Source organism: Mesorhizobium sp. Root695, assembly GCF_001428185.1.
GTDB lineage: Bacteria > Pseudomonadota > Alphaproteobacteria > Rhizobiales > Rhizobiaceae > Mesorhizobium.
Genome location: NZ_LMHO01000044.1, coordinates 165,976 through 192,617 on the forward strand (window position 1 = coordinate 165,976; position 26,642 = coordinate 192,617).

The following is a 26,642-nucleotide window of genomic DNA, read 5'->3' on the forward strand; positions in this document are numbered from 1 at the left end:
CTTCGGCTGGACCAATCGCAACCGTCATACGGTTGTTGCATGAATCGGGGCATAGCCTCTCGCGAAAGCAACGGTGAAATCGCGATGTCCGGCCAAGAGCCCCGCACTTTCCGCAGCATGTTTATTTCCGATGTCCACCTCGGCTCGAAGGCGGCCAAGGCCGAATTCCTGATCGATTTCCTTAGACATCACGATGCCGATATCATCTATCTGGTCGGCGACATCGTCGACGGCTGGCGGTTGCGGCGGAGTTGGCACTGGCCGCAAAGCCACAATGACGTCGTGCAGAAATTACTGCGCAAGGCACGCAAGGGCGCCAACATCACCTACATCGCCGGCAACCATGACGAATTCGCGCGCCAGTTCCAGGGCGTGCATTTCGGCGGCATTGTCGTCGCCGACCGCGCCGTCCACGAGACCGCCGACGGCAAGCGCCTGCTCATCATTCATGGCGACCAGTTCGACACCGTCGTCCACAATGCGCGCTGGCTCGCCTATCTCGGTGATCACGCCTATGACGCGGCCATGCTGGTCAACCGGGTTGTAACGCGGCTGCGACAGTTGCTCGGCCTGCCTTACTGGTCGTTTTCCTCTTGGGCCAAGGTCAACGTCAAGAAGGCGGTGAACTTCATAGGCTCGTTCCAGACCATGCTTGCGGACGAGGCGCGCCGCTCGCATGTCGACGGCGTCATCTGTGGCCACATCCATCATGCCGTCATCGAGAATTTTGGCGATGTCCAGTACATCAACACCGGCGACTGGGTGGAAAGCTGCACGGCCGTGGTCGAGCATTTTGACGGCCGGATGGAAATCCTGACCTGGGCGCAGGTGCTGCCCGAGGCGACGGACGAGCCGTTTATCCCGTTGCTCATCGAAGACCGGGTAGGGCAGGCGGCATAGGCCGAGTTTCGTTTCGGTTCTGGGATCAATCGATTAGTCCAACCGGTTTCGCCCGGTTTTCGCCCATGTTAAGGGATCGATACGCGTTGCCGTCCGGCCGAGTGCAGCGTGATTGGATCGATTCATGTCCCTGACGCCGCTTTCGCCCGAACAACTCGTCAAGCCGCGCCATTTCGAACTGCGCATGAGCCTGATCTTCGTGACGCTGTTCGTATCGCAAGGCACGCATCTGCCCTATTTTCCGCTCTGGCTGCAGGCGAAGGGCTTCGGCGCCGAACAGATCGCCGTGATCCTTGCCGCGCCGATGTTCTTGCGCGTCGTGACGACGCCTATGCTAACGGCATTTGCCGACCGGGCGAAGGACCGCGCCAACGTCTATATCGCGCTGGTCGCGGCAACGATGGCCATTTCGGCCGGCTATTTCCTGCCAGCGACTTACGCGATCGTGCTGGCCGTATCGCTGCTTTTGACGATCGTCTGGACACCGCATTCGCCAATGGCCGATTCGCTGGCGTTGTCTGGAGTGCGCCGCTTCGGCTCGAATTACACCGCTATGCGCAAATGGGGCTCGATCTCCTATCTCTGCGCCAATGTTGTGGGCGGTTTCATCCTGGCGGCGGCCGGAGCCAAAGCCGTGCCGATGATCATATTCGTGGCGCTTGCCGCAGCGCTTGTCGCAGCCCTGTTTGCGCCGCGCATGGGGCGGCCGCGCAAGGCCTCGCCGCTGTCGGCCGCAGAAATCCAGCATGCCGCGCCTAGCCTTTTCAATGCCTATTTCCTCTACTTCACCTTTGGTGTCGGCATCATTACCGCCAGCCACGCCTTCCTCTACGGCTTCGTCTCCATCTACTGGAAATCGATCGGCATCAGCGATTCCGTCGTCGGCCTGCTTTGGGCCTGGGGCGTGGTGTGCGAAGTCTGCATGTTTCTGTTTTTCAATCGCATTTTCGCCTCCGTGTCCGTCGTCAAAGTGATGGTGATCGCCGGCATTGGTTCGATCGTGCGCTGGATCATCTTTCCACTGGTATGGCCGCTCGGTCTCGGCATCCCCGGCTTCTTCGCCGTGCAGTCGCTGCATTCGGTGTCTGTCGCAATGGTGCTGATCGGCCTGCAGAAGATGATCGCCGAGACTGTCTCCGAAGAGCGCACCGGCGCTGCGCAAGGCATCGCCTATTTCTTCAATGGCTTCTTCATGGCCGCTGTTACGCTTGCTTCCGGCCCGCTCTATGACCGTCTCGGCGTCGATGGGTTCCTTGTGATGATCCCGATCGCTATCGTCGGCCTCGTGCTGATCGGGCTTGCAGCGCGCTCAGCCCCACAGCGTCGTATCGGGCGGTGACACCAGCGATCCCTGGTAGACAAGGCCTGGCACCCGGTCGCGGGCCAGCAGCAGCGGACCGTCGAGGTCGACGAAATCGGCATCCTGTGCGAGTAACACCGCCGGCGCCATGGCCAGCGATGTGCCGACCATGCAGCCGACCATCACGCCGAATCCGAGCTCGCGGGCGCGATCGCGCAACACCAATGCGGCTGTCAGGCCGCCCGACTTGTCGAGCTTGATGTTGACGGCATCGTAGAGGCCGACAAGCGCTTCGAGGTTCTTTGCCTCGTGCACGCTTTCATCGGCGCAGATCGGCACGGGATGCGCGATATGGCGCAGGATCTCGTCATGACCGGCCGGCAGCGGCTGCTCGATCAGTGTGATGCCTTGTTCGGCGGCAAAGGCGAGGTTCGCAGCGATGTTGTCGTCGCTCCAACCCTCATTGGCGTCTAGGATGATGCGGCTGTCGGGCGCCGCTTGCCTGACCGCGCGGATGCGGGCGATATCGTTGTCGCCACCGATCTTGACTTTGAGCAGCGGCCGCGCCGCATTGGCGCGGGCCTGCGCCGCCATCGCCTCCGGTTCGCCGAGCGACAGCGTATAGGCCGTCTCAAGGGCCCTTAAGGGAACTGCATCTATCGCATCCGCCACCGGTCTTCCGCTGATCTTTGCCTCCAGGTCCCACAGGGCGCAGTCGATGGCGTTACGGGCCGCTCCGGCCGGCATGGCATCGAGCAGGCCGGTTCGGCTGATGCCGCCAGCGATCCGGCCGCGCATGGCCTCGATCGCCTCCCGGACGCCGTCCATGGTCTCGCCATAGCGCTTGTAGGGAACGCATTCGCCACGGCCGGTGTGGCCGCCCTCGCTGATCGTGCAGGCGATCACCTCGGCTTCGGTCTTGGAACCGCGCGAAATGGTGAAGGTTCCGGCGATGGGAAAACGCTCGGCCTCAACCGAAATGACACGCACCATATTTTTCTGCTCCGGCTATGCGACAAGCGTCGTCGGCAAATCGACAGGTCAGACCCGTCAGGCTAAACAGGACGCCATGTTGACCATCGGCAAGCGCGACGCAAGCGGCACGACCGCGGGGGAGGCTGACCACGAACCGCGCGTGGCGATCGGCGAGGAGGACGGCGTTCTCGGCTGCGCTTTCTCCGGAATCTGGACGACACGGACCGTCGCACTGATCGACGCGGAGATGCGCAAGATCGAGAAGCGAAGCGGTTTCAAGATCTTGGCGCTCGATCTTTCCAACATCGAGAAGATGGATACCGCCGGCGCCTGGCTGATCGACCGGCTGGTCAGCGCCTTCGAGAAGAAGGGCGTCAAGATCCAGATGCAGGGCCAGAGCGAGATCGCTTCGATCCTGCTCGACGCGGTGGGCGAGGCTGTTCGGCGCGAACCCGAATCCGGTCCAGCGCGGCCGCCCAACATCGTCATTCGCGCGCTGGAGGCGGTTGGCCGGCGCGTCTACGAGATGCGCGACGATTTCCTCGCCTCGATGAACATCCTCGGCGCCACCATCCGCGGTGCTCAGATGAAGCTCGGGCGCGGTCATGCCGTCAATCCTGCGGCGATCTTCAACCAGATCGATCGCATGGGCGTCGGCGCCATTCCGGTGGTGGTGCTGATGTCGGCGATCGTCGGCGCCATCGTTGCCCAGCAAGGCGCCTACCAGCTCAGCTATTTCGGGGCCGACATCTTCGTCGTCGACCTCGTCGGCGTGCTGATCCTGCGCGAGCTTGGCGTGCTGATGACGGCGATCATGATCGCCGGCCGCTCCGGCAGCGCGATCACCGCCGAGATCGGCTCGATGAAGATGCGCGAGGAGGTCGACGCACTGAAGGTCATCGGGCTCAACCCGATCGGCGTCCTGGTCTTTCCGCGGCTCGTGGCGCTGGTCATCGCCTTGCCGTGCTTGACCATCATCGCCAATTTCGCCGCACTCGGCGGTGGCATCCTGGCCGCGTGGCTCTATTCCGACATCCCGCCGGCTGCTTTCATCGACCGGTTACGCGTTGCCATCGACCTCAGCACGATCTTTTCCGGCCTGATCAAGGCGCCATTCATGGCGATGATCATCGGCACGATTGCCTCGGTCGAAGGCATGAAGGTCGGCGGCAGTGCCGAATCGCTCGGCCAGCACGTCACCGCCTCGGTGGTGAAGTCGATCTTCGTCGTCATCATCCTCGACGGGCTTTTCGCCATCTTCTACGCAGCGATCGAGTTCTGAGATGAAGCTGCGAAGCCGGAAAAAGGTAAGTGCACTGGCGGACGACACGGGTGAGGGCGACATCGTGCTTTCCGCGCACGACATCAGCGTGTCCTTCGCCGACAAGCTTATCCTGGACAAGCTGTCGCTCGACATAAGGCGCGGCGAGATCCTTGGCTTTGTCGGCGCCTCGGGTGCCGGCAAGTCGGTTCTGCTGCGCACCATTCTCGGTCTGACGCGCAAGCAGTCGGGCACGATCAAACTGTTCGGTGTCGATATCGAGAAAGCGAGCGATATGGAGCGGCTGCGCATCGACATGCGCCTTGGTGTGCTGTTCCAGCATGGCGCCCTGTTTTCTGCGCTGACGGTGCTGGAGAATGTCCAAGTGCCGATGCGCGAATATCTCGACCTGCCGCGAAAGCTGATGGACGAACTGGCATTGCTCAAGATCGAACTGGTCGGGCTGCCGCCCGATGCGGCGCAGAAATTCCCGTCCGAACTGTCCGGCGGCATGATCAAGCGCGCCGCACTGGCGCGGGCGCTCGCGCTCGACCCCGACATCGTCTTCCTCGACGAGCCGACGTCGGGCCTGGATCCGATCAGTGCGGCGGAATTCGACGAACTGGTGGTCAAGCTGCGCGACACGATGGATCTGACCGTCTACATGGTCACGCATGATCTCGACACGTTGTTCACGGCTTGCGACCGGGTGGCAGTGCTTGGCAACAAGAAGGTGCTGGTCGAAGGCACGATAGACGACATGCTGAAGAGCGAGGAACCGTGGGTAAAGTCCTATTTCCGCGGAAAACGCGCCCGGCAACTTGATCTTGCGGCGCGCGCATAGCCATAAGTGGGATAATGGAAACCAGAGCCAACTACGTCATTGTCGGCATTTTCACGCTGGCTGCGATCCTGGCGGCGTTTGCCTTCGTCTACTGGACGGCGGCGATCGGCGACAAGGGCGAGACGACGTTGCTGCGCGTGCGTATTCCGGGCTCGGCCTCCGGGCTTGGCCGCGGCAGTTTCGTGCTTTTCAACGGCGTTAAGGTCGGCGACGTCAAGCGCGTCTATATCGACGTCGACAATCCGACGGTTGCCATCGCTGACACCGAGATCGACCGCCTGACGCCGATCACCAAGTCGACGCAGGCCGATATCGGTCTCGCCGGCCTCACCGGACAGGCCAACATCGAGCTCAAGGGCGCCGACCCCAAGGAAGTAAAGCTCCTTGACCAGGCGGAAAAGGAAGGCAAGGTGGCCGAGATCGTCGCCAACCCGTCGGCGGTGACCAACCTTTTGCAGACAGCGCAGAACATCTTTACGCGCGCCGACAAGGTGCTGACCGAGCTCGAAGGCTTCACCAAGGACGTTCGCGGTCCGCTGACGCAGACCGTGCAGAATGTGCAGACCTTCTCGGATGCGCTGGCCAAGAATTCGGACGGCATCGACAAGTTCCTGTCCGCGGCCAGCACGCTGGCGGATGAGCTGAAAGGCGTTTCCGGCAAGCTCGATGGCACGCTGAAGGCAGCCGAAGGCCTTCTCAATGCCGTCGACAAGGACAAGATCAAGAGCATTGTCGCCAATGTCGATACGGTGACTGGGAACCTCAAGGAGACTTCGAAACAGCTCGACGGCGTGATCAAGAATGTGGATACCGCGGTTGGGTCCGTCAACGATTTCGCCAAGCAGACGCAAGGCACGCTGGCCAAGGTCGACGGCGTGCTCGACGGCATCGATCCGGCGCAGGTGCGCACGGCGCTCGCCAATATCCAGAAGGCCAGCAAAAACGCCGACAAGGCCGCCGCCGATATCGCAGAGGTGACCGGCAAGTTTGCCAACAGGGCCGACGACATCGACCAGACGATCAAGGATGCCAAGCAACTGGCGCAACGGCTCAACGACGCTTCGGTGCGTGTCGACGGCATCCTCGCCAGGGTCGACACCTTGCTCGGGTCGGGGCAGGCCGACGGCGTGATGGCCGATGCCAGGGCGACGCTGAAATCGTTCAAGCAGGTCGCCGACACGCTGAATTCGCGCCTTGGCGTCATCACCGACAATCTGGCGCGCTTCTCGGGCCAGGGGCTTTCGAATGTCGAGGCGCTGGTGCAGGACAGCCGCCGTTCGATCAGCCGCATCGAGGAGGCGGTGACCGATCTCAGCCGCAATCCGCAGCGCATCCTTTCGGGTGGCGATGGCGAGGTTCGGCAGTTCGATGGCAGGGCGCGGCGTTGACTTCGGCGTCGGCGCGCCCCAAGAACATGAGCCGCGAAAGCGGGTCGATCTTACGATCCGGGGACAACGGGGACCGCGCGTGAAGTCTGTGTGGGTGAAAACGGGCGGGTTGACATCGGCTGCGGCACTGCTTGCCCTGACGCTGGCCGGCTGCGCGGCGTTGGGCGGCAAGCCCGCGCCGCTCGATACGTTCGAGCTGTCGGCGCCTTCGGTCGACGCGCATGGCCACAGCCGCCGCCAGATCCTGATCGCGCAGCCGTCGGCGCTCAAGGCGCTGGACAGCCAGAACGTCGTCATCAAGCCATCGGATCGCTCGATCCAGTATCTCAAGGGTGCGCAATGGGCCGACCGGCTGCCGCTGATCGTGCAGGCGCGGCTGGCCGAGACGTTCCAGCGTTCGGGCAGCTTTGCCGGTGTCGGCAAGCCGGGTGAGGGCCTGGCGATCGACTATCAGGTGATCGTCGAGATCCGATCCTTCGAGGTGCGCGTCGACGGCGGCGAGCATGCCGAGGTCGATCTGTTCGTGCGCATCCTCAACGACCGCAATGGCGAGGTGCGTGCTTCCAAGAGCTTCACCGCATCCGCGCCCGTTTCGGGCAGCGGCAATCCCGCCTATGTCAGCGCACTCGACAACGCGTTCGGCGATGCCGCCAAGCAGATCGTGGGCTGGACGGATTCGGTCATCTGATTTCCGTAAAGGCTTGATCGCACAGCACTTGTGACAGCGCTGATGCCCGAGGCACTGCGACGGGCGCCGCGCCGCAGACGTGCCAACAGCACAAATCGGTCGAAATGAAAAAGGCGGGAAATTTCCCGCCTTTTTGTTTGTTGCCCTATCGGCTGATCAATGCAGGCGGCCACTTGCATGGGCCAGCATGGTGTAGACTTTGCCGGTGTCCGAGGTCAGGTAGGTCTGCGCCATGATGTTGTCGCGGTCGTTGCGCGAGACATCCTTGAGCAGCTTCTCGAAATCGTCGCAGTAGCGGTCGACGGCGGCGCGGAACTCGGCTTCCGCCTGATACTTGCGGCGGATCTCGTCGAACGTCTGCTGGCCCTTCAGCGTGTAGAGCCGTCTTGTGAACACGTCACGCTCACCGCGCCGGTAGCGGTTCCACAACTCGATCGAAGCATCGTGGTCGATGGCCCGCGCGATATCGACAGAGAGCGAGTTCAGCGATTCCACGACATGCAGTGGCGAACGCTGCGCAGGCGCCGCGCGCGGCGCTTCAGCGGGCGCTGCGGGAGCTGCCGACCTCAGGTCCTCGTCGTTCGACGCCGCGGTCAGGAGATCACGCACCCAGCCGCCTTGCGGCGTGCGTGTATCACCACGCTGGCGCGGTGCCGCCTCGGCCGGACGCTCAAGGTCGAGCGTGCCGCGCAATGCAGGGCCGCCCAATGGCGCCTGAGGCGTGCGCAGCTCCGGCTGCGGAGCCGGTGCGCGACGCGCCGGCTCGGCAGCGCGTGCGGCCGGCGCTTGCGGCGCCGGGCGCAGATTGCGGGGCTCTGATCCATCACCGCCGCGACCGGACTTGGCAACGATGTCCGAAAGCTCTTTCAAGGCGTTGATCTGCTCGGAAACGGCGCGGCGGATGGCCGAGGTCGATTCCTTGGCCTCTTCCGGCATCTCGATGACGCCCTTCTTGAGCTCGGCGCGGGTGAGATCAAGTTCGCTCTTGATCGAGCCCGCGGTGCGCCGCATCTCCTCGGTCGCATCGGCGAAGCGCTTGGTTGCCGAATCGACGACGTCGGTGATGGCGTTGCGGATCTTGTCGGCCGACTCCATCGTCTTGCCTTCGGCGTTCTGCAGCGTCTGGCCAACGAGATTTTCGAACGAGCGCATGACCCTTTCGAGATCTTCCGACTTCTTGACCAGGCCGACGGCGAGATCCTCGAGCGACGACTGCCGTTCGAGCGTGTGTTCGAGGTTGCTCTGGGCCGAGCTCAACAAGTCCGAAGCGCTGGACAGCAGCCGGCTGTGTTCGTCGAACTTGGTGGCGATCGAGGCGACCTCACGCAAGGTGGACGACGACAGTTCCGTCAGCCTTGTCGTGTTCGAATCGACCAGTCGCGCCGAGCTGGCGAAGGTCTGCGCGGCCTTCTCCGTGGTGGCGGCGAAGCTTTGCGTGCTGCCGCTCAGGCGTTCATCGACCTGGCCGAGATTGACCGCGGCCTGCTCGATCAGCTGACCGAGCTGCGAGCTGGACTTGGTCATGCGGCCGATGAGGTCGGCGACGCTATCGGACAGCGACGAGCGGGCGCCTTCGACCGCCGACAAGGTCTCGGCGGTGCGGCTGGCAAGCGCGTCGACAAGTGCGGCATTTTGGCTGCGCAGCTTCTCGGTGGCGCGTTCGGTGACCTCTTCCATGCTCCTTTGCAGTTCCGAGCCGCCCTGGGCGAAGCGCTCGACCAAAGGCCGTGCGGTTTCGTCGAGGATCTTCGACATTTCGGCCGAACGCGCCGCGAGCATGGTGTTGAGTTCGCGGGTGTTGGCGCCGATCGTCTTGGCGGCATCGTTGGTGCTCTGGCCGATATGCTGGCCAACCGCGGTGAACGTCTCCGCGATCACATTGGCGCGCGAGACGAGTTGCGCCTCGGCATTCGACACCTGCTCGTTGAGCTTCTGGCCCATCGTCTCGGCCGTATGGGCGAGGCGGTTCTCAACGCCTGAGACCTGCTCTTCGACGCGGGCGGCCGCAGCCGCCGCGCTCGATGCGAGCCGCTCGTCAGCGCCGGTAAGCGCCTGCTCGATTTCGCGGGCATGCACGGCCATCTCCTGGCCGGTCCGCCTTGCGCGTTCGGCGACCCTTTGCTCGGTATCGGCAAAGGCGCCGACAATGGTCTCTGCATGCTCGCCGATCGTCGTGGTGCTGTTGGCGATGCGCGATACCAGACGCTGATCGGCATCATCGAAGATGCGGCCGATTTCCGAGGCACGGCTCGACAGTGCTTCCGAGCCTTCGGCGATGCGCGAGACCAGTTGCTGGTCGGCGGCATCGAAGATGCGGCCAAGGTCCGACGCGCGCGCGGCAAGCGCTTCGGCCGATTCGCCGATGCGCATGCCGAGCCGCTGGTCGGCGCCTTCGAAGTTGCGCAGGATGTCGCCGGCACGCGCGGCCAGCGACTGGGCCGTTTCGATGGCGCGGGCGACCAGCTTCTGGTCGGCGGCATCGAACGTGCCGGCAATCTCGCTTGCACGAGCTGCCAGATGGTCGGCGGTGTCCTGGGCCCGGGCGGTCAGCTGATCGGCGGTCTCCTGGGCGCGGGCGGCGAGCTTCTGGTCGGCCATGTCGAAGGCGCCGGCGATCTGGCTGGCACGGGCGGCCAGCTGATCCGCTGTTTCATGAGCGCGGGCCAGCAGCGAGCTGGATGTATCGTCAGCACGGGCAAGCAAGGCGTTCGACGTATCTTCCGCACGGGCGTGCAGGCGACGGTCGGCGTCCTCGAACGTGCGGGCGATGTCTTCGGCCCGCGCCAGCAGGGCCGCAGAGGTCTGCTCGGCGCGCTCGGCGATCTTGCGGTCGGCGTCGCTGAACGCAGCGCCGGCCTGCTCATGCAGCGTGCTGGTGACTTCCAGCACCTTTTCGCGCAGGGCGCCGGCGACAAACACAGCGCTCTTCTCGAGCACGCCGCGGATGTTGTCGACACCTGTTGAAAGCGCACGCTCCATGGTGCCGGCGCGCTCCTCGATAATGCCGGTCTGACGGCTGAACGCCTGCTCGATCTTTTCGACATCCCCGGCGATTGCCGCGGAGATATCGGTGCTCCTGGCGGCGATCTGATCGATATGGCCCGACAGCGAGCGATCGACGTCCCTGCGGGTCTCAGCGAGCTTGCCGAGATCCTCTTCCAGCGCGCGGGTCAGCATATTGCGACCTTCGGACAGCTTGCCGACATGTCCGGCAATGACGTCGTCGATCTCGCTGCGGCTTTCGGTGAGCTTCTGCAGGTCAGCTTCCAGGGCGCGTTTGAGGATGTCGCGGCCCTCGGCCAGTTTCTCCACCTGACCGGCGACCAAACCGTCGATGCTGGAGCGGCTTTCGGCCAGCTTGGCCAGATCGGCTTCCAGCGCGCGCTTGAGAACGTCGCGGCCTTCGGCGAGCTTCTCGACCTGGCCGGCGACCAGACCGTCGATGCTGGAGCGGCTCTCGGCCAGCTTGGCGAGATCGTCCTCGAGTGCCTTCGACAGGGTCGAACGCTCCTGGACAAGCCTTTCCGCGTGGCTGTTGACAAGGCCGCCGACGTTCTCGAGGTCGGCCTCGAGTGACCTCGACAGTGTCGAACGATCCTGGGCGAGCCGTTCGGAATGGCTGTTGATCAGACCGCTGACGTTTTCGAGGTCGGCCTCAAGCGCTTTCGACAGCGTCGAACGATCCTGGACGAGCCTTTCGGAATGGCTGTTGACCAGGCCGTTGACGCTTTCGAGATCAGCCTCGAGCGCCCGGGCGAACTGTGCCCGGTCATCGACCAGTTTCTGCGACTGGTCGGCAATGGTCCCCTTGATCGCATTGAGGTCGGCTTCCAGAGCGCGCCGCAGGATGTCGCGGCCTTCCGCCAGCTTCTCGACCTGACCGGCAACCAGCCCATCGATGCTGGAGCGGCTGTCGGCAAGCTTGGCGAGGTCGTCCTCAAGGGCCTTGGAAAGGGCGGAGCGATCCTGAACCAGCTTGTTCATGTGGTCGGCGATGACGCTGTTCACATTCTGCAGGTCGGTTTCCAGCACCCGCGAAAGCTGCCCGCGATCCTCGGCCAGCTTTTCCGACTGGCTGGCGATGACACCCTTGATCGTGTTCAGATCGGATTCCAGCGCGCGCTTGAGAATATCGCGGCCTTCCGCCAGCTTCTCGACCTGACCGGCGACCAGACCGTCGATGCTCGAACGGCTTTCGGCCAGCTTGGCAAGGTCGGCTTCAAGGGTCTGCGACAGCAGGCTGCGGTCCTCGGCCAGCCGTCCCGAATGGCTTTCGATCAGGCCGCGTATGCCGGACAGATCGTTGTCGAGCGAATGGGAAAGCTGCGTGCGGTCCTCCGCCAGTTTGGCGGAATGGGTTTCAATGAGGCTCTTGATGCCGATTATGTCGTTTTCCAACGCCTTGGCGAGCACGGCGCGGCCCTCGGCGATCTTTTCCACCTGACCGGCGACGAGACCGTCGATGCTGGCCCGGCTGTCGGACAGTTTGCCGAGATCTGCTTCCAAAGCGCGCGACAGGATGTTGCGGCCCTCGGCGAGCTTCCCGACGTGCCCGGCAACCATTTCGTCAATGATCGTACGAGCTTGCACCAGTTTTCCGGAGTCTTCGTTCAAGGCAGTGGAGAGCCTGTTGCGGCCCTCTTCCAGCCTTTCGAGATGGCTGCCGAGCGACGCATCTATGGCTGCCCGCGATTCATTGACCTTGCGCAGGTCCTCTTCGAGAGCGCGCGAGATCAGGCTGCGGCCTTCGGCCAGCTTCTGCACCTGGTTGGTCACCGCCGCATCGATGCCGGCGCGGCCCTCGGCGAACTTCGCCAGGTCGGCCTGCATCGCCTCGGCCATGCGCTCGCGGCTTTCGGACAGCTTCCTGCTGTGGTTCTCGACGGCTTCCTCGATACCGACGCGGGCGTCGGCGAGTCGCTGGATGTCGCTGTCGAACGAACGCGATACGACGTGACGGGCGGCTTCCATGCGCCCGGCGAAGTCGCTGGCGCGGGCTTCGAGCATGGAGGAGGTCGAGGTGACGATGTCGGCCATGTCGGCGCCGATCTGGGTCTTGCCCTGATCGATCATCGCCGACAGCGTATCCTTGCTCTCGGCAAAGGTATGGGCGATTTCGCGGGCGCGCTCGACCAGCGTCTCGTTGATCTGGCGGGCGCGGGCCTCGAGTGCCGCATTGAGCTTCTGCGTTCCGGTGTCCAGCGCCTCGGCGCGGGTCTGGAATTCGCTGATCAGCGCCTGGCCGCGTTCGGCGAGCGTCCGCTCGATGCCGTTGAGGCTGGCCTCGAATTCGGAATTGAGGGTGCGCGCGGCACCGCCAAGCAGTGACACCATGCCTGTGGTGCGATCGTCGAGCAGATCGGTCAACGACCGCGTCAGGCCATCCGTGGTGTCCGTCAGCTTGGCAATGCGGGTGTCGAGAAGGCTGGCGAAGGCCTCGCCCGAGGTCGACAGACGGTCGGTGATCGAATCGAGCCGGCCTTCGACCGAATCGAAGATCGACATCGAGCTTTCGTTGATGCGGTCGATCAGCGTGTCGCCGGAATTGGTGATCGTCATCGACAATTTGGTCGATGCATTGAGGATCGAGTCACGGATGATGTCGGAGGCGGCGCCGATCTCGTCCTTCAGTGTCTCGTGCGCACCGGTGATCGAGGCGCGGACGCGCTCGGCATGGGTGACGACGGCTTCGCGCTCGCTGCCGAGTCCGTCGACGAGCGAACGGATACGGGATTCATTCTCGGAATAGGAGCGTTCGATCTGGTTGACTTCGCTGTGGACCAGCGTTTCCAGCTCGACGGCGCGGGCAAGCGTGCGTTCAATGCCTTCGCCCATGGCCGCGACCTCGCGACGAACAGCCTGGCCGATCATCATGACGCGATCCTGGGCAAGGTTTTCCGGCTCGGTCAGGCGAAAGGCCACTTCGGTCATCGACTGGGCGGCGATGCGCATTTCCTGGGCGCGGCGAATCATTGCCGCGAAGGCCCAAAACAGGATGACGGGCACGATCGCCGCGACGGCGAGGCCGATCAGCTCCGGACGGGCAAGGAACTGGTCGAGCGTACGGATTCTCCAGATGCTCGGTCCGAAAAGGAGGTTGGCCAAGCCGCCGGCGCCGGCGAACCAGGCGAGCGAAACGAAGGCAACCACCCAGTAAATGGTGTTCGAGGCACGCCTGTTGAGGCTGTGCAGAAGAGTCTTGTAGTCCTTCTGGCGATCGTCATTGGCCGGCGCGAAACCCGCGGGCTGGGCGCCATTGCGTGATTCCACGGGGCGCAACTCGGCAGGCTTGGCCTTTGGCGCGGGTTTTGCGGCCTGGTTCTGGTTGACCACGGACTCTGGTTTCTGATTGCGTCCCTCGCGCGCCAGCTCATCGGCGGCCTGGGATATCTGCGCTTCCAGATCCTCCATCGAAGCCGCGATGTCGAGGTCGCCGCTGCCGACATCATTGCTGAGGTCGAGATCGAGCGCCTTTTCCAGTTCCCTGGCCACGTCGCTGTCGAGAGTTCTCGTCGTCGTTGGTTTCTTTGCCATGCCTTCGCTACCCTGTACTAGCTGCCGCGGGCTTATAATTCTGTTTGTCGTACCCCGCGCAGGAGGCTGAAAATGGACCCCTCGTATCGTAATGACACAGGGGGGTAAAGAAAACATGCATTCCGCGAGATACGTAAAACTTTAAATATAGGGTTAACGCAACCGTGATTTGGGCGCCGTTTTGGCAACATTTTTCCGGGCCATTCATTAACCCGTTGTCCATTGGATTCGCCTAGGCTTTTTGGGCGATCGAAGAAACGGAGTTCGAGTTCATGCGTGGCGAAAGCGGCATTGCCTTCTCAATGCCCGGAGGCGACGTATCCGGACCTAGGCGGTCACGGCCGGTCGATTTGGCACACCTTGCCCGCCAGACCATGGGCGACCGCAGCCTCGAGCAAGAGGTGCTGGCGCTGTTTGTACAACAGGCGCTGTCGGTGCGCGACAAAATACTGGATGCCGACATTAAGGACCGGCTTCTGCTGGCGCATGGGCTGAAGGGTTCGGCACGGGGTGTCGGTGCCTTTGCCATCGCCGATTGCGCCACCGAGATCGAGCACCGGCCGGAAGACAACCAGACACTCAGGCGGCTCGGTACGCTGATCGACGAAGTGCGCGATTTCATCGCCGCCATCAGTCGCTGAATCCCACGCCAAACCCGGTTTGCGGAAATACGTCACGGAGCGACGCTTTCGCGCGGCAGTTGACTTGCTCGCCGGAGTGATTATCTCGGCTGAGACTCCCTTCAGGTGACAAATGACCAAGCTGACTTTCATCGCCCATGACGGCACACATTTCGACATGGACGCCGAGAACGGCTCGACGGTGATGGAGAACGCGATTCGCAACGCCGTGCCCGGGATTGAGGCGGAATGCGGCGGTGCCTGCGCCTGTGCTACCTGTCACGTCTATGTCGACGAAGCATGGACGGCTGAAGTCGGCGAGCCGGAAGCGATGGAAGAAGACATGCTGGACTTCGCCTACGACGTCCAGCCGAACTCACGGCTGTCGTGCCAGATCAAGGTGCGCGACGCGCTGGACGGTCTCATTGTGCGGGTGCCCGCCCGCCAGGGCTGAGACACCGGTTTTTTGCCGGCTGCTGCTTGGCAGCGGCGGATCGCTCATGCAGTGTCTCGACAACACACTACAGCGCCCGCGCGTCCGCTGGGCGCACAAGGACGCTGTAGTGGTTCTATTTGGCGCATGATCCTTTCCGAAAATCGATTGCGATTTTCGGGGTCATGCACAGCGAGGCATGGCATGACCGGCACCATCACCACAGACGTCCTCATTGTAGGGGCAGGGCCAGTCGGCCTCTTCGCGGTGTTCGAACTCGGCCTGTTCGACATGAAGTGCCACCTGATCGACATCCTCGACCGGCCGGGCGGCCAATGCGCGGAACTCTATCCGGAAAAGCCGATCTACGACATTCCCGGCTGGCCTTCGATCTCGGCGCAGGGGCTGGTCGACAAACTGCTTGAGCAGATCGCGCCATTCAAGCCTGATTTCACCTACAACCGAATGGTTTCCAGTCTGGAAAAGCTGGAGGACGGCAGTTTTCGCGTCACCACCGACGAGAACGAGGTGTTCGAGGCCAAGGTGGTGGTAATTGCCGCCGGCGGCGGCTCGTTCCAGCCCAAGCGTCCGCCGATTCCGGGCATCGAGCCCTATGAAGGCAAGAGCGTCTTCTATTCGGTGCGCCGGATGGAGGATTTTCGCGACCACGACCTCGTCATTGTCGGAGGCGGCGACTCGTCGCTCGACTGGACACTCAACCTGCAGCCGGTGGCAAAGAGCGTGACGCTGGTGCACCGGCGGCCCGAGTTCCGTGCCGCCCCCGACAGCGTCAACAAGATGTATGCGATGCAGGAGATGAAGCAGCTGAAGTTCCAGGTCGGGCAGGTGACCGGATTGACCGGCGCCGACGGCCAGCTGTCATCGGCCAGCATCAAGGGGCCGGATGGTGATGTCGAGGTGCCCTGCACGCGCATGCTTCCGTTCTTCGGACTGACCATGAAGCTCGGCCCGATCGCGGAATGGGGCCTCAATCTTCACGAAAACCTCATTCCGGTGGATACCGAGAAGTTCCAGACATCGGTGCCCGGCATCTTCGCCGTCGGCGACATCAACTGGTATCCGGGCAAGCTGAAGCTGATCCTGTCGGGCTTCCACGAGGTGGCGCTGATGGCCCAGGCCGCCAAGCGCATCATCAGCCCCGGCGAACGCATCGTCTTCCAGTACACGACCTCGTCGACCAGCCTGCAGAAGAAGCTCGGCGTGGTGGAAGCTTCCTGAGGCGCGTCGCTTTGCATCGAATTCAGTCGACGCGTTTTACGTCTTTTGTCAGTCGGCCAACACTGGAGCTTCTGGACGGCCGCGCAGCGGCTTTTCCGGCATCATCACGAGCGCGACGAGCGCCATGACCAACATCGCGGCCGCGGCAAAGAAGATCATCGCGAATGCCAGTGCCTCGACGGTGGTGCTGGTCGCCTGGGTGCCTTCTCCGGCAAGCGGCAGGCCGTAGCCGAGCGCGACCGCACCAAGGATGGCGACGCCAAGCGCGCTGCCCAAAGAGCGAAGGAAGGTCAATACGCCGGTGGCGACGCCCAGATGGGCCTGATCGACGGCATTCTGAACCGACACGGTGGCAACCGGAAATGTCGTGCCGCTGCCCAGGCCGATGCAGGTCGTCAGAATCTCGACGATCAGCAGCGAAGCATGTCCCGCCACAAGGCTGAGTATGCCGAGGCACAGGATGGCGAAGGTCACCCCTATCATCGCGATCCGCTTGTAGTGAACGAACCGGGAAATCGTGCGGCCGCTGAATGTCGCGCCCGCAACGGTACCGAGCATGAGCCCAAGCATGGCGGTTCCCGATTCACTGGCCGAAAGCCCGAGGATGGACTGCAAGTAGACCGGCAGGTAGACCGCGAGCCCGATATTGGCGGCCTGCAGCAGGAACAATGACAACGTGCCGGCAAGGACGATCGGGTTGCCAAGCACTTCGAGCGAGATCAGCGGTTCGGCCGCGCGCAGCAGCCGCAACGCAAAGGCGCTCCAGATGACCGCTGAACAGGCGAGCAGCCCGAAGATTTCGCGTGACAGCCATGGATATTCGCTGCCACCCCAGTTCAACGCCAGCAACAGCAAGGCGGTGGCCGCGACGAGCAGCAATGCACCGAGGCCATCGATGCGATGGTGTTTTGCAGCGATCGGCAGCTTTCTCAGCGGCTTGTTGATGATGGCCATGGCGAAGAGACCAAGCGGAATGTTGATCCAGAAGATCAGCGACCAGTGGAGATGCTCGGCGAAGGTGCCGCCCAAAAGCGGGCCTGCGATGCTGGCGACCGCCCAGGTTCCCGCGATCCAGGCCGAGTAGCGCGCGCGCTCGCGCGGCGGCACGAGGTCACCGATCACGGTCTGTGCCAGCGCAAACAGGCCGCCGCCACCGGCGCCCTGAATCGCGCGGCCGACGATCAGGATCAGCATGTTAGGCGCCATGGCGCTAACCAGGGAACCGGCAAGGAAGATGAGAATTGCGGCGTAAATCGTTGGCCGGCGACCATAAACGTCCGATATCTTGCCATAGAGCGGCGCCATCGCGGTGGCGGTCAACAGGTAGCCGGTCACGATCCAGGGCAGATATTCAGCATGGCCGAGCAGGCGAGCCATGGTCGGCATCGCTGGCGCGACGATGGTCTGGTCAAGCGCGGCCAGGAGCATTGACAAGAGTACGCCACCGATGATGGCGTTCTTTTCGCTTTCGCTGAGAGGCGCGTCGGTCTTCACCACGGTCTGACTATCGACAGCCTGGTCCATGATCGTTCATCCGTAAGCTTGCGATTTGACCGGCGCTGTTCAGCCGTTCCGGTCCTTTGACCGTCATGATCGCATTGGCGTTTTGAACTCGCGCTGGCGAGCCTGATATATGTCGTCCCATATAGGCCGATTTCGACAGGGGCTCGAAAGTTTTTCAAAGCTGGCACTACGCTTCGGCGAATTTGGCTTCGTCAGTTCGAGTGCGTTCAGGCCGGTGGCCGTTGGCCGCTGCCGATGCGCTCCATCCGGTAGCGCAGCAGCCTCAGGATGCGGCTTTCGAAATTGGCGCTTTCGACACGGTCGAACTGGATCTGGGCCCGGTCGTGCTTGGCAAGAACGGCCGCGGTGATTGCGGCGGCTTTGGCTTTGGCGGCGTCGCAGTTTTTTTGCGGGTAGGTGGCCTTCAGGGCCTTCTCGAGTTCGCCGCCATGGTTCTTGGCGATCTCGACATGGCGCTCCTCATGGCGCTTGATGTCGGCGGACAGCGTATCCCAGAACAACTTGACATCGGCATCGGCCTTGCGCGGGCGGCGCCACTCGGGAAGGATCACCTTCACCTTGACGGTCACCACAGCGTCGGCGATCCGGCAGGAGTTCGATGTCTGCGCATAGCTGATACGGGTGGTGAAGGCCATCTGGGTGGCGCCCGGGTGCCGCGCGCCCGTGCTTTTCACCTCCGGTCCGCGTTTGGAAAGCTGTGCCTCGATGTCTTCCAGCGTACTGCCGCCAATAGCGAAGTAGCTGTACGTCTTGACGAGATTAGCCGCACCCGCCGGGAGCGGGGTCACGGCGAGCAGCAGCGCGCAAGCCAAGGATTGTTTCATGCCAGGCATGGATCGTTTCATCATGTTGCCTCTTCGACCACCTTGCGTTACGGCCGTTGCCGGCGCAACGGAATTGATCCGCCAGGGATCACACATGGTGACGAGCAATGACGGCTAGGCGATGGCAGTTGGCGCATGGACGCCATCTCGACCTTGGCGGCAAGGCCGTGGTTGTCGGCATCCTCAATGTCACGCCCGACAGCTTTTCCGACGGCGGCCTGTTCGACGCCGCCGAAAAAGCGCTGGTCCAGGCACGGCGCATGATCGGGGAAGGGGCGCTGGCCGTCGATGTCGGCGGAGAATCGACCCGCCCAGGTGCTGCCGCGGTGTCGGCCAGCCAGGAACAGGCCCGCATCCTGCCGGTGATCGAAGCGCTGGCGAGCACCAAGGAGGTGCTGATTTCGGTCGACACCTATCGCGCCGACACCGCCCGGCTTGCGGTTGCCGCCGGCGCGCATATCGTCAACGATGTCTGGGGGCTGCAGCGCGAACCCGACATTGCGCGTGTCGCGGCCGATACCGGCGCCGGGCTTGTCATCATGCATACGGGGCGAGATCGCCAGAAGCTGCCGGACGTGATTGCCGATCAGCTGGCGTTCCTGCGGAAATCGCTCGAAATCGCCCACCAGAACGGCGTTGCCGACGATCATATCGTGCTCGATCCCGGATTCGGCTTCGCCAAGGAGACGGCGGAGGAAAATCTCGACCTGATGGCGCGCTTTTCGGAGCTGCATACGCTCGGCTTGCCGCTGATGGCTGGAACGTCTCGAAAACGCTTCATCGGCACGGTCACGGGTCGCGATGCGGCCGACAGAGGTGTTGGAACAGCGGCGACCAGCGTCATCTTGCGGCTCAAGGGCGCCGACCTGTTTCGCGTCCACGATGTCGCATTCAACGTGGACGCATTGGTGCTCGCAGATGCTATGCTGGCGCGTCAAACCGACCGGGCGAGAAACTGAGCGATGTATGTCATCCGCATGAAGAACTGCGCTTTCTTTGCCCGGCATGGCGTGCTGGACGAGGAGGAAAGGCTCGGACAGCGCTTCTATGTCGATGCCGCTCTCACCGTCGATCCCGGCCGGGCGCTTGTCGAGGATTCCATCGAGGACACCGTCAACTACGGCATTGCGTTCACGGTGATCGAAAAGATCATCACCGGGCAGCGCCGTTTCCTGATCGAGTCCCTGGCGCTCGAAGTGGCCCGGGCGCTGACGGCGCGTTTTCCGCAGATCAAGAAAGCCGAGATCACGGTGCGCAAGCCCAACGCCCCGGTGCCCGGCGTGCTCGATTACGTCGAGGTGACCGTTGTCTGGCCCGAATAGCACAGCCTATCTCAGCCTTGGCGGCAATCTTGGCGACCCGGCGAAATCAATGGGCGCGGCGCTGCGCATGTTGGATGCCGACGCGGACACGCGTGTCACCGGCGTCTCCTCGCTCTATCGCACGCCGCCCTGGGGCAAGCTCGATCAGCCGGACTTTCTCAATGCCGCCGCCGAAATTTCCACCGGGCTTGCACCGCGCGCCTTGCTCGACCTCTGCCTCGACGCCGAGCGCAAGCTGAAGCGGGTGCGCGAGGAGCGCTGGGGGCCGCGGCTGATCGACATCGACATTCTGGTGTTCGGCGACCGCGTCATTCACGAGACCGGGCTGGAGGTGCCGCATCCGCGCATGCTGGAGCGCGCCTTCGTGCTGGCTCCGCTGGCCGAGATCGCGCCCGACCTGGTTGTCAGTGGTCGCAGTATCACGGACCGGTTGGCCGCCGTCGACACGTCCGGCATCGAGCGCTTGTCGTCCGGCCGGGACTGGTGGCTGGCCTGATTTCTGGATGAGGCGGCAGCCGAACTTTCAGCCCGAGAATCCGCCGCCTTCCAGGAACGTTTGCTCCTGCGGCGTGGTTTCGCGGCCAAGCCTTTTGTTTCGGTGCGGAAAACGACCGAAATTCTGAATGATATCACGATGTTCGACAGCATACTTGAGATACGGTTCCGCCCTGGCCCGGGTGAGATCGACCGATATGTGCTGGTCGGCGAGCAGCTCCGAATGCTCGTATGGCAGGTAGAGGAAGACGCGGATTTCTTCCTCGAGCGCCAGATCATGGCCGGCCGCGATCGCCTTGGCGGCAAAATATCTAGCGAGCGGGTCGGTCGCGTACATGTGGCCGGTGCCGCGAAAGCAGTTGCGCGGGAACTGGTCGAGCAGGATCATCAGCGCCAGCGAGCCTTCGGCATGCTCCAGCCAGCCGTCGCATTCACGCCGCGCAGCGGCGTAGTGCAGATCGAGAAAGCGCTCGCGGAAGTCGGCATCGAATGCCTCGTTCTTCTCGAACCAGGCATCCTCGCCGGCATCGCGCCAGAATTTGGTGACCGACAGGGCTCTGCTGTCCAATTCCATGCCTGATTCCTTGCTCAGTCGGCGGGTTCGGATTTGTGCAGCACGCCCGCGGTCTCTTCGTTGAGCGCCTGACCAGGGCGGCGCGGCGTGGAGAGCGGTGTCGGAATCGGCGTGCCGATATTGCCCCTCAGGAAGCGCTGTCCGGCGCGAATGCCTTCGGCGAGCTGGGTTTCGAAGCGGTCGGTGTCGCGGCGTCTGACGTCTTCGATCGTTTCAGCCACGTCTTCGGGATCGACACCCAGCGATTCCAGGGCCGAGCCGCCGAAAACAAGGGCAGATTCGAAGGTTTCACGCAGTTGGTAATCAACGCCGGCGCGAATGAGCTGCAGCGCGGTACCACGATCGAAAGCGCGTGCCAGCACGGTGAGCAAAGGAAACTCAGCCTTGACGAGTTCCGCGATGCGGACGGCGGCATCGGCCTTGTCGACGCAGATCAGCACGGCGCGCGCCCGGCCGGCGCCGGCGGCATGCAGGATATCGAGCCGCGTGCCATCGCCATAGTAGACCTTGAAGCCGAAATCGGCCGCCGCCTGGATCATTTCGACATCATTGTCGATGATCGAGACGTCGATGCCGCGCAACAGCAGCGGCTGGCTGGCGATCTGGCCGAAGCGGCCGAAACCGATGACCAGCACGCTACCGGTCAGGCCATCGGCGACATCGACGCCGTCGAGCGACTGCTCGTCGCGCGGCGTCAGATAGCGCAACGCGATGATCGCCAGTGGCGTCAGCACCATGGAGATGATCACGATCGCCGTGAGCGTCGCGTTGGCGTTGCCGTCGATGATGCCGACCGCCGCGGCCGCAGAATAAAGGACAAAGGCGAATTCGCCGCCCTGCGCCATGAAGACCGCGCGCTCCAGTGCTTCGCGGTGGCCGGTTTTCAGGATGCGGGCGACGATGTAGATGCCGAACGCCTTCATCACCATGTAGGCGACGACATAGATGGCGATCAGCCGCCAGTTCTCGACCACCACATGCAGGTCGAGCGACATGCCGACGGCAAGGAAGAAAAGGCCAAGCAGGATGCCGCGAAAAGGTTCGATGTCGGCTTCGAGCTGATGGCGGAAGGTCGATTCGGACAGCAGCACGCCGGCCAGGAATGCGCCCATCGCCATCGACAGGCCGCTGAGCTGCATGGCGAGCGCAGATCCGAGAACGACCAGAAGTGCTGCCGCCGTCATCACCTCGCGGGCACGGGCATCCGCCAGGATGCGGAAGAACGGATTAAGCAGATACCGGCCGGCTACCACCAGGCCGACGATCGCGGCGAGGCCGATGCCAACCTCGGTCAGCCGCTCCGAAAGGCTGGTGTCAGCGCCACCGGGCGCCAGGAACGCGATCAGGGCCAGCAGCGGCACGATTGCCAGGTCCTCAAGCAGCAGCACCGACACGATGCGCTGGCCTTTTGGCGCAGCGATTTCGCCGCGTTCCTCGAGAAGCTGCATGACGATCGCGGTCGAGGTCAGCACGAAGCCGGCGCCGGCGACGAAGGATTGCGCGATTGCAAATCCTCCCGCCACGCCGACACCGGTCAGCAGCAGCGCGCAGACGCCGACCTGCAGCGCGCCGAGGCCAAAGATCTCGCTGCGCAGGCTCCACAGCCGCGACGGCTGCATTTCCAGCCCGATGATGAAGAGGAACATCACCACGCCGAGCTCGGCGACATGAAGAATGGCTTCCGATTCGGAAAAGACGCGGAGGCCGAAAGGGCCGATGACCACGCCTGCGGCCAGATAGCCGAGGATCGAGCCGAGGCCCATCCGCTTGAAGATCGGAACGGCGACGACGCCGGCCGCAAGCAGCGCCACCACTTGAACCAGATCGCTGCTCGATGCCTCTACCGCCATGCCGCCATTCCGCTCGTTCGAGGACCGATTCCGATTTTCGGGTTTGTGTGACAAGGGGCGAGGATAGGGGCTTCGGCGGGCATCGAACAGCCCGAATCCGGATCGCCGGCGATGTTGCAGGCGCGATACACAAGTTGACACCGCGAACACGTTGCATCTTGCCACAATCGAAGGCTAAGGACGCTCGGCTTCGGCCATTGGAGGGTGAGCGACGATCAAGTTGCGCCCTTTTGAGGAGTTGACTGACATGAAGAAGTTTTTGTTTGTTGCCGTCGGCCTGGCGGTGCTTGCCGGTTCGGCTTGCTCGAAGGCACCTGAGTGCACGGCGGAGATCGCGACCAAGAAGGCGCAGGACATGGCAGCCGCGCTGCAGGAAGCGATCACCAAGGACCCGTCCAAGGCGGCTGATCTGACCGCCAAGGTCCAGGCGGTGACAACCAAGTATCAGGGCGCCACGACGTTGGCCGACGCCTGCAAGGCCTATGACGAAGTGACGGCCGCGATCAAGGGCTAAGCGCCTGATTCTACCGGTTCAAACGAGGCGGCGACCGTTGGGTCGCCGCCTTTTTATTTGAGTTGTTCAGTTCGGCGCGATGGAGCCGACTTCGACGGCGTCGACGCGCTTCAGGCTCATGCCGATCACCGGCACCAACTGGTCGTCGACGCGCACGGCAATGGTCACCGTCATCGAATTGTCGTCGGGGATGCGAGCCTGCATGACGCCGCGCAACTGGTTGCGGTTGATGGTGAAGACCACCTTGCGGGCATCGACCACGTTGCCACCGATGATGTCGAGGCCGGAACCGGTCGCGCCACCCATGAAGCTGCCCTTGTAGCCCTCGCGGCCCTTGCGCTCGATCTTGGCCGACATCTGCTGTGTGAACATGCCGACCCGGCAGCCGCCGTCGAGCGACATGCCGACCTTGCCGCCCGGTGTCGAGCCGGTGAAGCTGCAGTTGAACTTGGTGCCCTTGTACTTGCCGGCGACGATTTCGCCGGGACCGATCCATTTCCCTTCGGCCGACTGGAAGAATTGCTTGTCCGGCTCCGCAGCGGAGGCCGCTCCGGCAATGCCGACAAATGCTGTGATCACGGTTGCCAAGGGCAGAACGCTGGATAGTATTACACTTTTCATCGACGACACCCGGCAACAAAGAGGCTGTTTGGAACCCGTCTGACCATGAACAAGATTGGTTAATGCTTCGTCACTGCGGGGCCGCCGCAAGGCAGTCCGGTGACAATTCCAAAGGTCCAACCGCTCCAGCCCGGCTCACTTGCCGGACGGGGTTGTTTCACCATCTTTCCTGGTTGCAAACGATGTCAGTGGGAAATCGCCCAGTCCGGGACGCCTCGCGGCGCTGAAGGGCAGGGGGCGCGCCGTCTCCATCGCCGCGATGCCGATGCGCGCCGTCATCATACCGTTGACGACGCCCTCGCCAAGCTTGGCCGAAAGGCGCGCCGCCAGGCCGTGGCCGACAATCTGCTGGACGAAACTGTCGCCGACCGCGATCGAGCCGGTAACCGCCAGATGCGCCAGCACGCTGCGCGCCAAGCGGAAGAAGCCCAACGTTCCCGGCCGTCCGCCATAGAGCTCCGAGAGGCGGCGAATGAGCCGCCCGGCCTCGAACACGACATAGGCAACATCGACAAGCGCGCGCGGGCTAACCGCCGTCACCAGCGAGACGCGTTTAGCGGCCTCGAGAATCATTATCTTTGCCCTCGCATCGAGGGGGCCTAGAATTTCAGCCTCGGCCAGGCGCACGAGATTGCCGCCGTCGATGATTTCACCGCGCAGTTCGGCCAGCGCGCGCCGGCCGGCCGCGGTCTCGGGTTTGGCCGCGACAAAGGCCGACAGTTCGTCGACGACCGATTGTGCCGCCTCGGGATCGTCACGCGCGATCGCATCGAGTGCCCGCTTCTGAAGTTTTTCGACCTCGGCTAGGCGGGCGATGGCCAGAAATTCGCGAATCAGGATCACCACAAGCGCCAGCACGGCGATGGCGGCCATGCCCGCGGCCAGCCAGCCCAGCCATTCGGCGCGCGCAAAGAGGTCGCGTATGAGCTGGTCGGTCCACAGGCCGACAGCCAGCGAAACCAGCACGCCGAAGGCGCCGAAGAAGATGCTGCCGAGCAGCGAGCGTTTTTTGGGGGCGATGGTCGGTGGCGGCTCGGCGGCGATGATGTCGGGCTCGTCGAAGACGTCGACTTCCGCCGGTATGACCGTGGCGACATCGGTCTTCATCGCGCGGGGTTTGCGCTGGGTGTCTGGCTGGACACGGGTACCGGCCTGGGCATGGCGCTGCTCAGGGGGCTCCTGTCTCGGTGTGGCTTCCGGCTCGATGCGGAATGCCGCCGGCTTGCGGGGCGCGGTCATGCCAGATGATCTCCGATCAGGAACTGCAAGGCACGGTCGAGCCTGATGTGCGGTAGCGACAGCGTAACGCCTTCGGCCGTGCGTTCGAGCTTTGGTGGACGGAAACGGACGAAGCGGATTGCCGGGTCCGCGGAGTCCTGCCTGCGATCGGCTCCCGAAATATCGAAAACCGCGTCAATATTCTCCGGTAAGTCACCGGGAAATATGGCTGTTTCCGTCTTTCCATCAAAGGTTTCGCCGTTGATCTTCTCGCCGGCGATCGGCGTGCCGATGATGACGGGAAGCGTCTCCCGGCCTTGCTTGACTGTGCCTTCGCGTGTTGCGCGCACCGCTGCCAAGGCGACCACATCGACATCGGCGCCGGTGAAGTTCGCTCGCGCCACGGCGCGGTCGGCAAGCCGCCGCACGATCGCCTGCAAGCGGTCATGGCTTTCGTGGTGCAGGTGGTCGGCTTTGGTCGCTGCAACCAGTATGCGGTCGATGCGCCGCGAGAACAGGTCGGTAAGGAAGCTGCCCCGGCCGGGGCGGAAACAGCCGAGGATCTCGGTCACCGCGCGCTCCAGGTCGGCCATGGCGCCGGGGCCGGCGTTCAGCGCCTGCATGGCGTCGATCAGGACGATCTGGCGATCGAGGCGGGTGATGTGTTCGCGGAAGAAGGGTTTGACGACATGCGTCTTGTAGGCCTCGTAGCGCCTGTCCATCATGGCGTGCAGCGACCCTGGGCGCGGACGCCTGTCGCCAATCCCGGCCAGGGGCGCGAAGGTCAATGCCGGCGAGCCTTCGAGATCGCCGGGCATCAGGAAGCGGCCGGGCGGCAAGGTCGAAAGCGCCCGCTCGTCGAGCTTGCACGCCTTCAGATAGGCGGCGAAGCTCTCGGCCAGCCGGCGCGCCGTCATCTCGTCGGGATCGGCGTTCGGGTCGATCTCCGCCGACATCGCCCGCCAGGCCAGCGACAGGTCCTCGCGCACCGGCAGAACAGCCATTTCGAAGGCTTCGTGCGAAAAATCGGCGAAGGATTTGCCGAGCAGCGGCAGATCGAGCAGCCATTCGCCGGGATAATCGACGATATCGACCGACAGTCTGCCTGAGGAAAACATGCGGCTCCAGCCGGAGGCCGATTCATATTCGATGGTCAGCCGCAGTTCCGAAATGGCGCGCGTCGAATCGGGCCAGGCGCGGTCGTTGACCAGGGCGGCGATGTGATCCTCGTACTGGAAGCGCGGCACGGCGTCGTCCGGCTGCTGCTCGAGGAAGGCGCGGGCGATGCGCCCCGATTTCTGCGCCTCGAACAGTGGCAGGCGCCCGCCATGGATCAGATTGTGGACAAGGGCCGATATGAACACCGTCTTGCCTGCGCGGGACAATCCGGTCACGCCGAGGCGCAGCGATGGAGAAAAAAGTCCGGTGGCGCGGCCCGATAGCGTGTCGAGGGCAATCCTCGCCTCGTCGGTGAAGGTGGTCAGCGATGATGCCAAAATATGCTCTCTCGGACTTGGG

At 63.2% G+C, this 26,642-nt stretch carries 22 protein-coding genes; 13 read left to right on the forward strand and 9 right to left on the reverse strand.

Going from position 1 to position 26,642, the window contains the following annotated elements:
• Positions 1-84 precede the first annotated feature (84 nt).
• Both ASD99_RS28685 and ASD99_RS28690 read left to right on the forward strand, forming a co-directional pair.
• Entirely contained in the window at positions 85-900 is an 816-nt protein-coding gene (locus tag ASD99_RS28685; protein WP_082525246.1) for a UDP-2,3-diacylglucosamine diphosphatase, read from the forward strand.
• Positions 901-1,024: 124 nt separating this feature from the next.
• The gene (locus ASD99_RS28690) at positions 1,025-2,239 is read left to right on the forward strand and encodes an MFS transporter (RefSeq protein ID WP_057145701.1); all 1,215 of its coding nucleotides are present in this window, start codon (positions 1,025-1,027) and stop codon (positions 2,237-2,239) included.
• Here ASD99_RS28690 and dgcA read toward each other — a convergent pair.
• On the reverse strand, positions 2,210-3,193 hold the full coding sequence (dgcA, locus tag ASD99_RS28695) for an N-acetyl-D-Glu racemase DgcA (RefSeq protein ID WP_056582238.1): 984 nt from the start codon (positions 3,191-3,193) through the stop codon (positions 2,210-2,212). The two genes, ASD99_RS28690 and dgcA, sit on opposite strands and share 30 nt — an antisense overlap.
• 76 nt (positions 3,194-3,269) lie before the next feature.
• Here dgcA and ASD99_RS28700 point away from each other — a divergent pair, with 76 nt between their 5' ends.
• The 4 genes from ASD99_RS28700 to ASD99_RS28715 all read left to right on the forward strand — a co-directional run bounded on the left by ASD99_RS28700 (position 3,270) and on the right by ASD99_RS28715 (position 7,356).
• Positions 3,270-4,457, forward strand: coding sequence for an ABC transporter permease (locus ASD99_RS28700; RefSeq protein ID WP_056582240.1), 1,188 nt, complete (start codon positions 3,270-3,272; stop codon positions 4,455-4,457).
• A 1-nt stretch (position 4,458) separates the two neighbouring features.
• Positions 4,459-5,280, forward strand: coding sequence for an ABC transporter ATP-binding protein (locus tag ASD99_RS28705; protein WP_057145703.1), 822 nt, complete (start codon positions 4,459-4,461; stop codon positions 5,278-5,280).
• A gap of 14 nt (positions 5,281-5,294) precedes the next feature.
• The gene (locus tag ASD99_RS28710) at positions 5,295-6,668 is read left to right on the forward strand and encodes an MCE family protein (protein ID WP_056582243.1); all 1,374 of its coding nucleotides are present in this window, start codon (positions 5,295-5,297) and stop codon (positions 6,666-6,668) included.
• A gap of 79 nt (positions 6,669-6,747) precedes the next feature.
• Positions 6,748-7,356 carry an ABC-type transport auxiliary lipoprotein family protein gene (locus tag ASD99_RS28715; protein WP_413813962.1) on the forward strand — a complete coding sequence of 203 codons (609 nt, stop codon included), beginning with the start codon at positions 6,748-6,750 and terminating at the stop codon, positions 7,354-7,356.
• A gap of 156 nt (positions 7,357-7,512) precedes the next feature.
• Here ASD99_RS28715 and ASD99_RS28720 read toward each other — a convergent pair whose 3' ends face one another.
• Entirely contained in the window at positions 7,513-13,890 is a 6,378-nt protein-coding gene (locus ASD99_RS28720; RefSeq protein ID WP_057145705.1) for a kinesin, read from the reverse strand.
• A gap of 272 nt (positions 13,891-14,162) precedes the next feature.
• Between ASD99_RS28720 and ASD99_RS28725 the strand changes: the two genes are divergently transcribed.
• The 3 genes from ASD99_RS28725 (at position 14,163) to ASD99_RS28735 (ending at position 16,182) form a co-directional block, all read left to right on the forward strand.
• The gene (locus ASD99_RS28725) at positions 14,163-14,531 is read left to right on the forward strand and encodes an Hpt domain-containing protein (RefSeq protein ID WP_057145706.1); all 369 of its coding nucleotides are present in this window, start codon (positions 14,163-14,165) and stop codon (positions 14,529-14,531) included.
• Positions 14,532-14,643: 112 nt separating this feature from the next.
• Positions 14,644-14,964 carry a 2Fe-2S iron-sulfur cluster-binding protein gene (locus tag ASD99_RS28730; RefSeq protein ID WP_056582251.1) on the forward strand — a complete coding sequence of 107 codons (321 nt, stop codon included), beginning with the start codon at positions 14,644-14,646 and terminating at the stop codon, positions 14,962-14,964.
• 183 nt (positions 14,965-15,147) lie between these two features.
• Positions 15,148-16,182 (forward strand): NAD(P)/FAD-dependent oxidoreductase, encoded by a 1,035-nt coding sequence (locus ASD99_RS28735; protein WP_056582253.1) that lies wholly within the window; start codon positions 15,148-15,150, stop codon positions 16,180-16,182.
• A gap of 48 nt (positions 16,183-16,230) precedes the next feature.
• Here ASD99_RS28735 and ASD99_RS28740 read toward each other — a convergent pair whose 3' ends face one another.
• Entirely contained in the window at positions 16,231-17,706 is a 1,476-nt protein-coding gene (locus ASD99_RS28740) for an MDR family MFS transporter (protein ID WP_056582256.1), read from the reverse strand.
• Between the two features lie 206 nt (positions 17,707-17,912).
• Positions 17,913-18,530 (reverse strand): DUF922 domain-containing Zn-dependent protease, encoded by a 618-nt coding sequence (locus ASD99_RS28745; protein ID WP_056582404.1) that lies wholly within the window; start codon positions 18,528-18,530, stop codon positions 17,913-17,915.
• 107 nt (positions 18,531-18,637) lie between these two features.
• Here ASD99_RS28745 and folP point away from each other — a divergent pair, with 107 nt between their 5' ends.
• Genes folP through folK form a run of 3 tightly spaced genes read left to right on the forward strand, consistent with a single transcriptional unit; the run spans position 18,638 to position 20,348 of the window.
• On the forward strand, positions 18,638-19,489 hold the full coding sequence (folP, locus tag ASD99_RS28750) for a dihydropteroate synthase (RefSeq protein WP_057145708.1): 852 nt from the start codon (positions 18,638-18,640) through the stop codon (positions 19,487-19,489).
• A 3-nt stretch (positions 19,490-19,492) separates the two neighbouring features.
• Positions 19,493-19,852: a dihydroneopterin aldolase gene (folB, locus tag ASD99_RS28755; RefSeq protein WP_056582260.1), complete on the forward strand. Its 360-nt coding sequence runs from the start codon at positions 19,493-19,495 to the stop codon at positions 19,850-19,852.
• Positions 19,836-20,348 (forward strand): 2-amino-4-hydroxy-6-hydroxymethyldihydropteridine diphosphokinase, encoded by a 513-nt coding sequence (gene folK / locus ASD99_RS28760; protein ID WP_057145710.1) that lies wholly within the window; start codon positions 19,836-19,838, stop codon positions 20,346-20,348. Before folB ends, folK begins: the two co-directional genes overlap by 17 nt.
• Positions 20,349-20,375: 27 nt before the next feature.
• Here the strand turns inward: folK and ASD99_RS28765 are convergent, their stop codons facing one another.
• Positions 20,376-20,921 carry a DUF924 family protein gene (locus tag ASD99_RS28765; RefSeq protein WP_057145712.1) on the reverse strand — a complete coding sequence of 182 codons (546 nt, stop codon included), beginning with the start codon at positions 20,919-20,921 and terminating at the stop codon, positions 20,376-20,378.
• A gap of 14 nt (positions 20,922-20,935) precedes the next feature.
• Positions 20,936-22,771: a monovalent cation:proton antiporter-2 (CPA2) family protein gene (locus ASD99_RS28770; RefSeq protein WP_057145714.1), complete on the reverse strand. Its 1,836-nt coding sequence runs from the start codon at positions 22,769-22,771 to the stop codon at positions 20,936-20,938.
• Between the two features lie 247 nt (positions 22,772-23,018).
• On the opposite strand from ASD99_RS28770, the gene ASD99_RS28775 reads away from it, so the two are divergent.
• Positions 23,019-23,285, forward strand: a complete 267-nt coding sequence (locus ASD99_RS28775) for a hypothetical protein (RefSeq protein ID WP_056582264.1) — start codon at positions 23,019-23,021, stop codon at positions 23,283-23,285.
• Positions 23,286-23,351: 66 nt separating this feature from the next.
• Here the strand turns inward: ASD99_RS28775 and ASD99_RS28780 are convergent, their stop codons facing one another.
• The 3 genes from ASD99_RS28780 to ASD99_RS28790 form a co-directional block, all read right to left on the reverse strand.
• Positions 23,352-23,906, reverse strand: a complete 555-nt coding sequence (locus ASD99_RS28780; protein WP_056582266.1) for a hypothetical protein — start codon at positions 23,904-23,906, stop codon at positions 23,352-23,354.
• 135 nt (positions 23,907-24,041) lie between these two features.
• A complete protein-coding gene (locus tag ASD99_RS28785; protein ID WP_057145716.1) occupies positions 24,042-25,145 on the reverse strand; it encodes a YcjF family protein in 1,104 nt (367 codons plus the stop codon).
• On the reverse strand, positions 25,142-26,620 hold the full coding sequence (locus tag ASD99_RS28790; protein WP_057145718.1) for a YcjX family protein: 1,479 nt from the start codon (positions 26,618-26,620) through the stop codon (positions 25,142-25,144). Before ASD99_RS28790 ends, ASD99_RS28785 begins: the two co-directional genes overlap by 4 nt.
• Positions 26,621-26,642 lie beyond the last annotated feature (22 nt).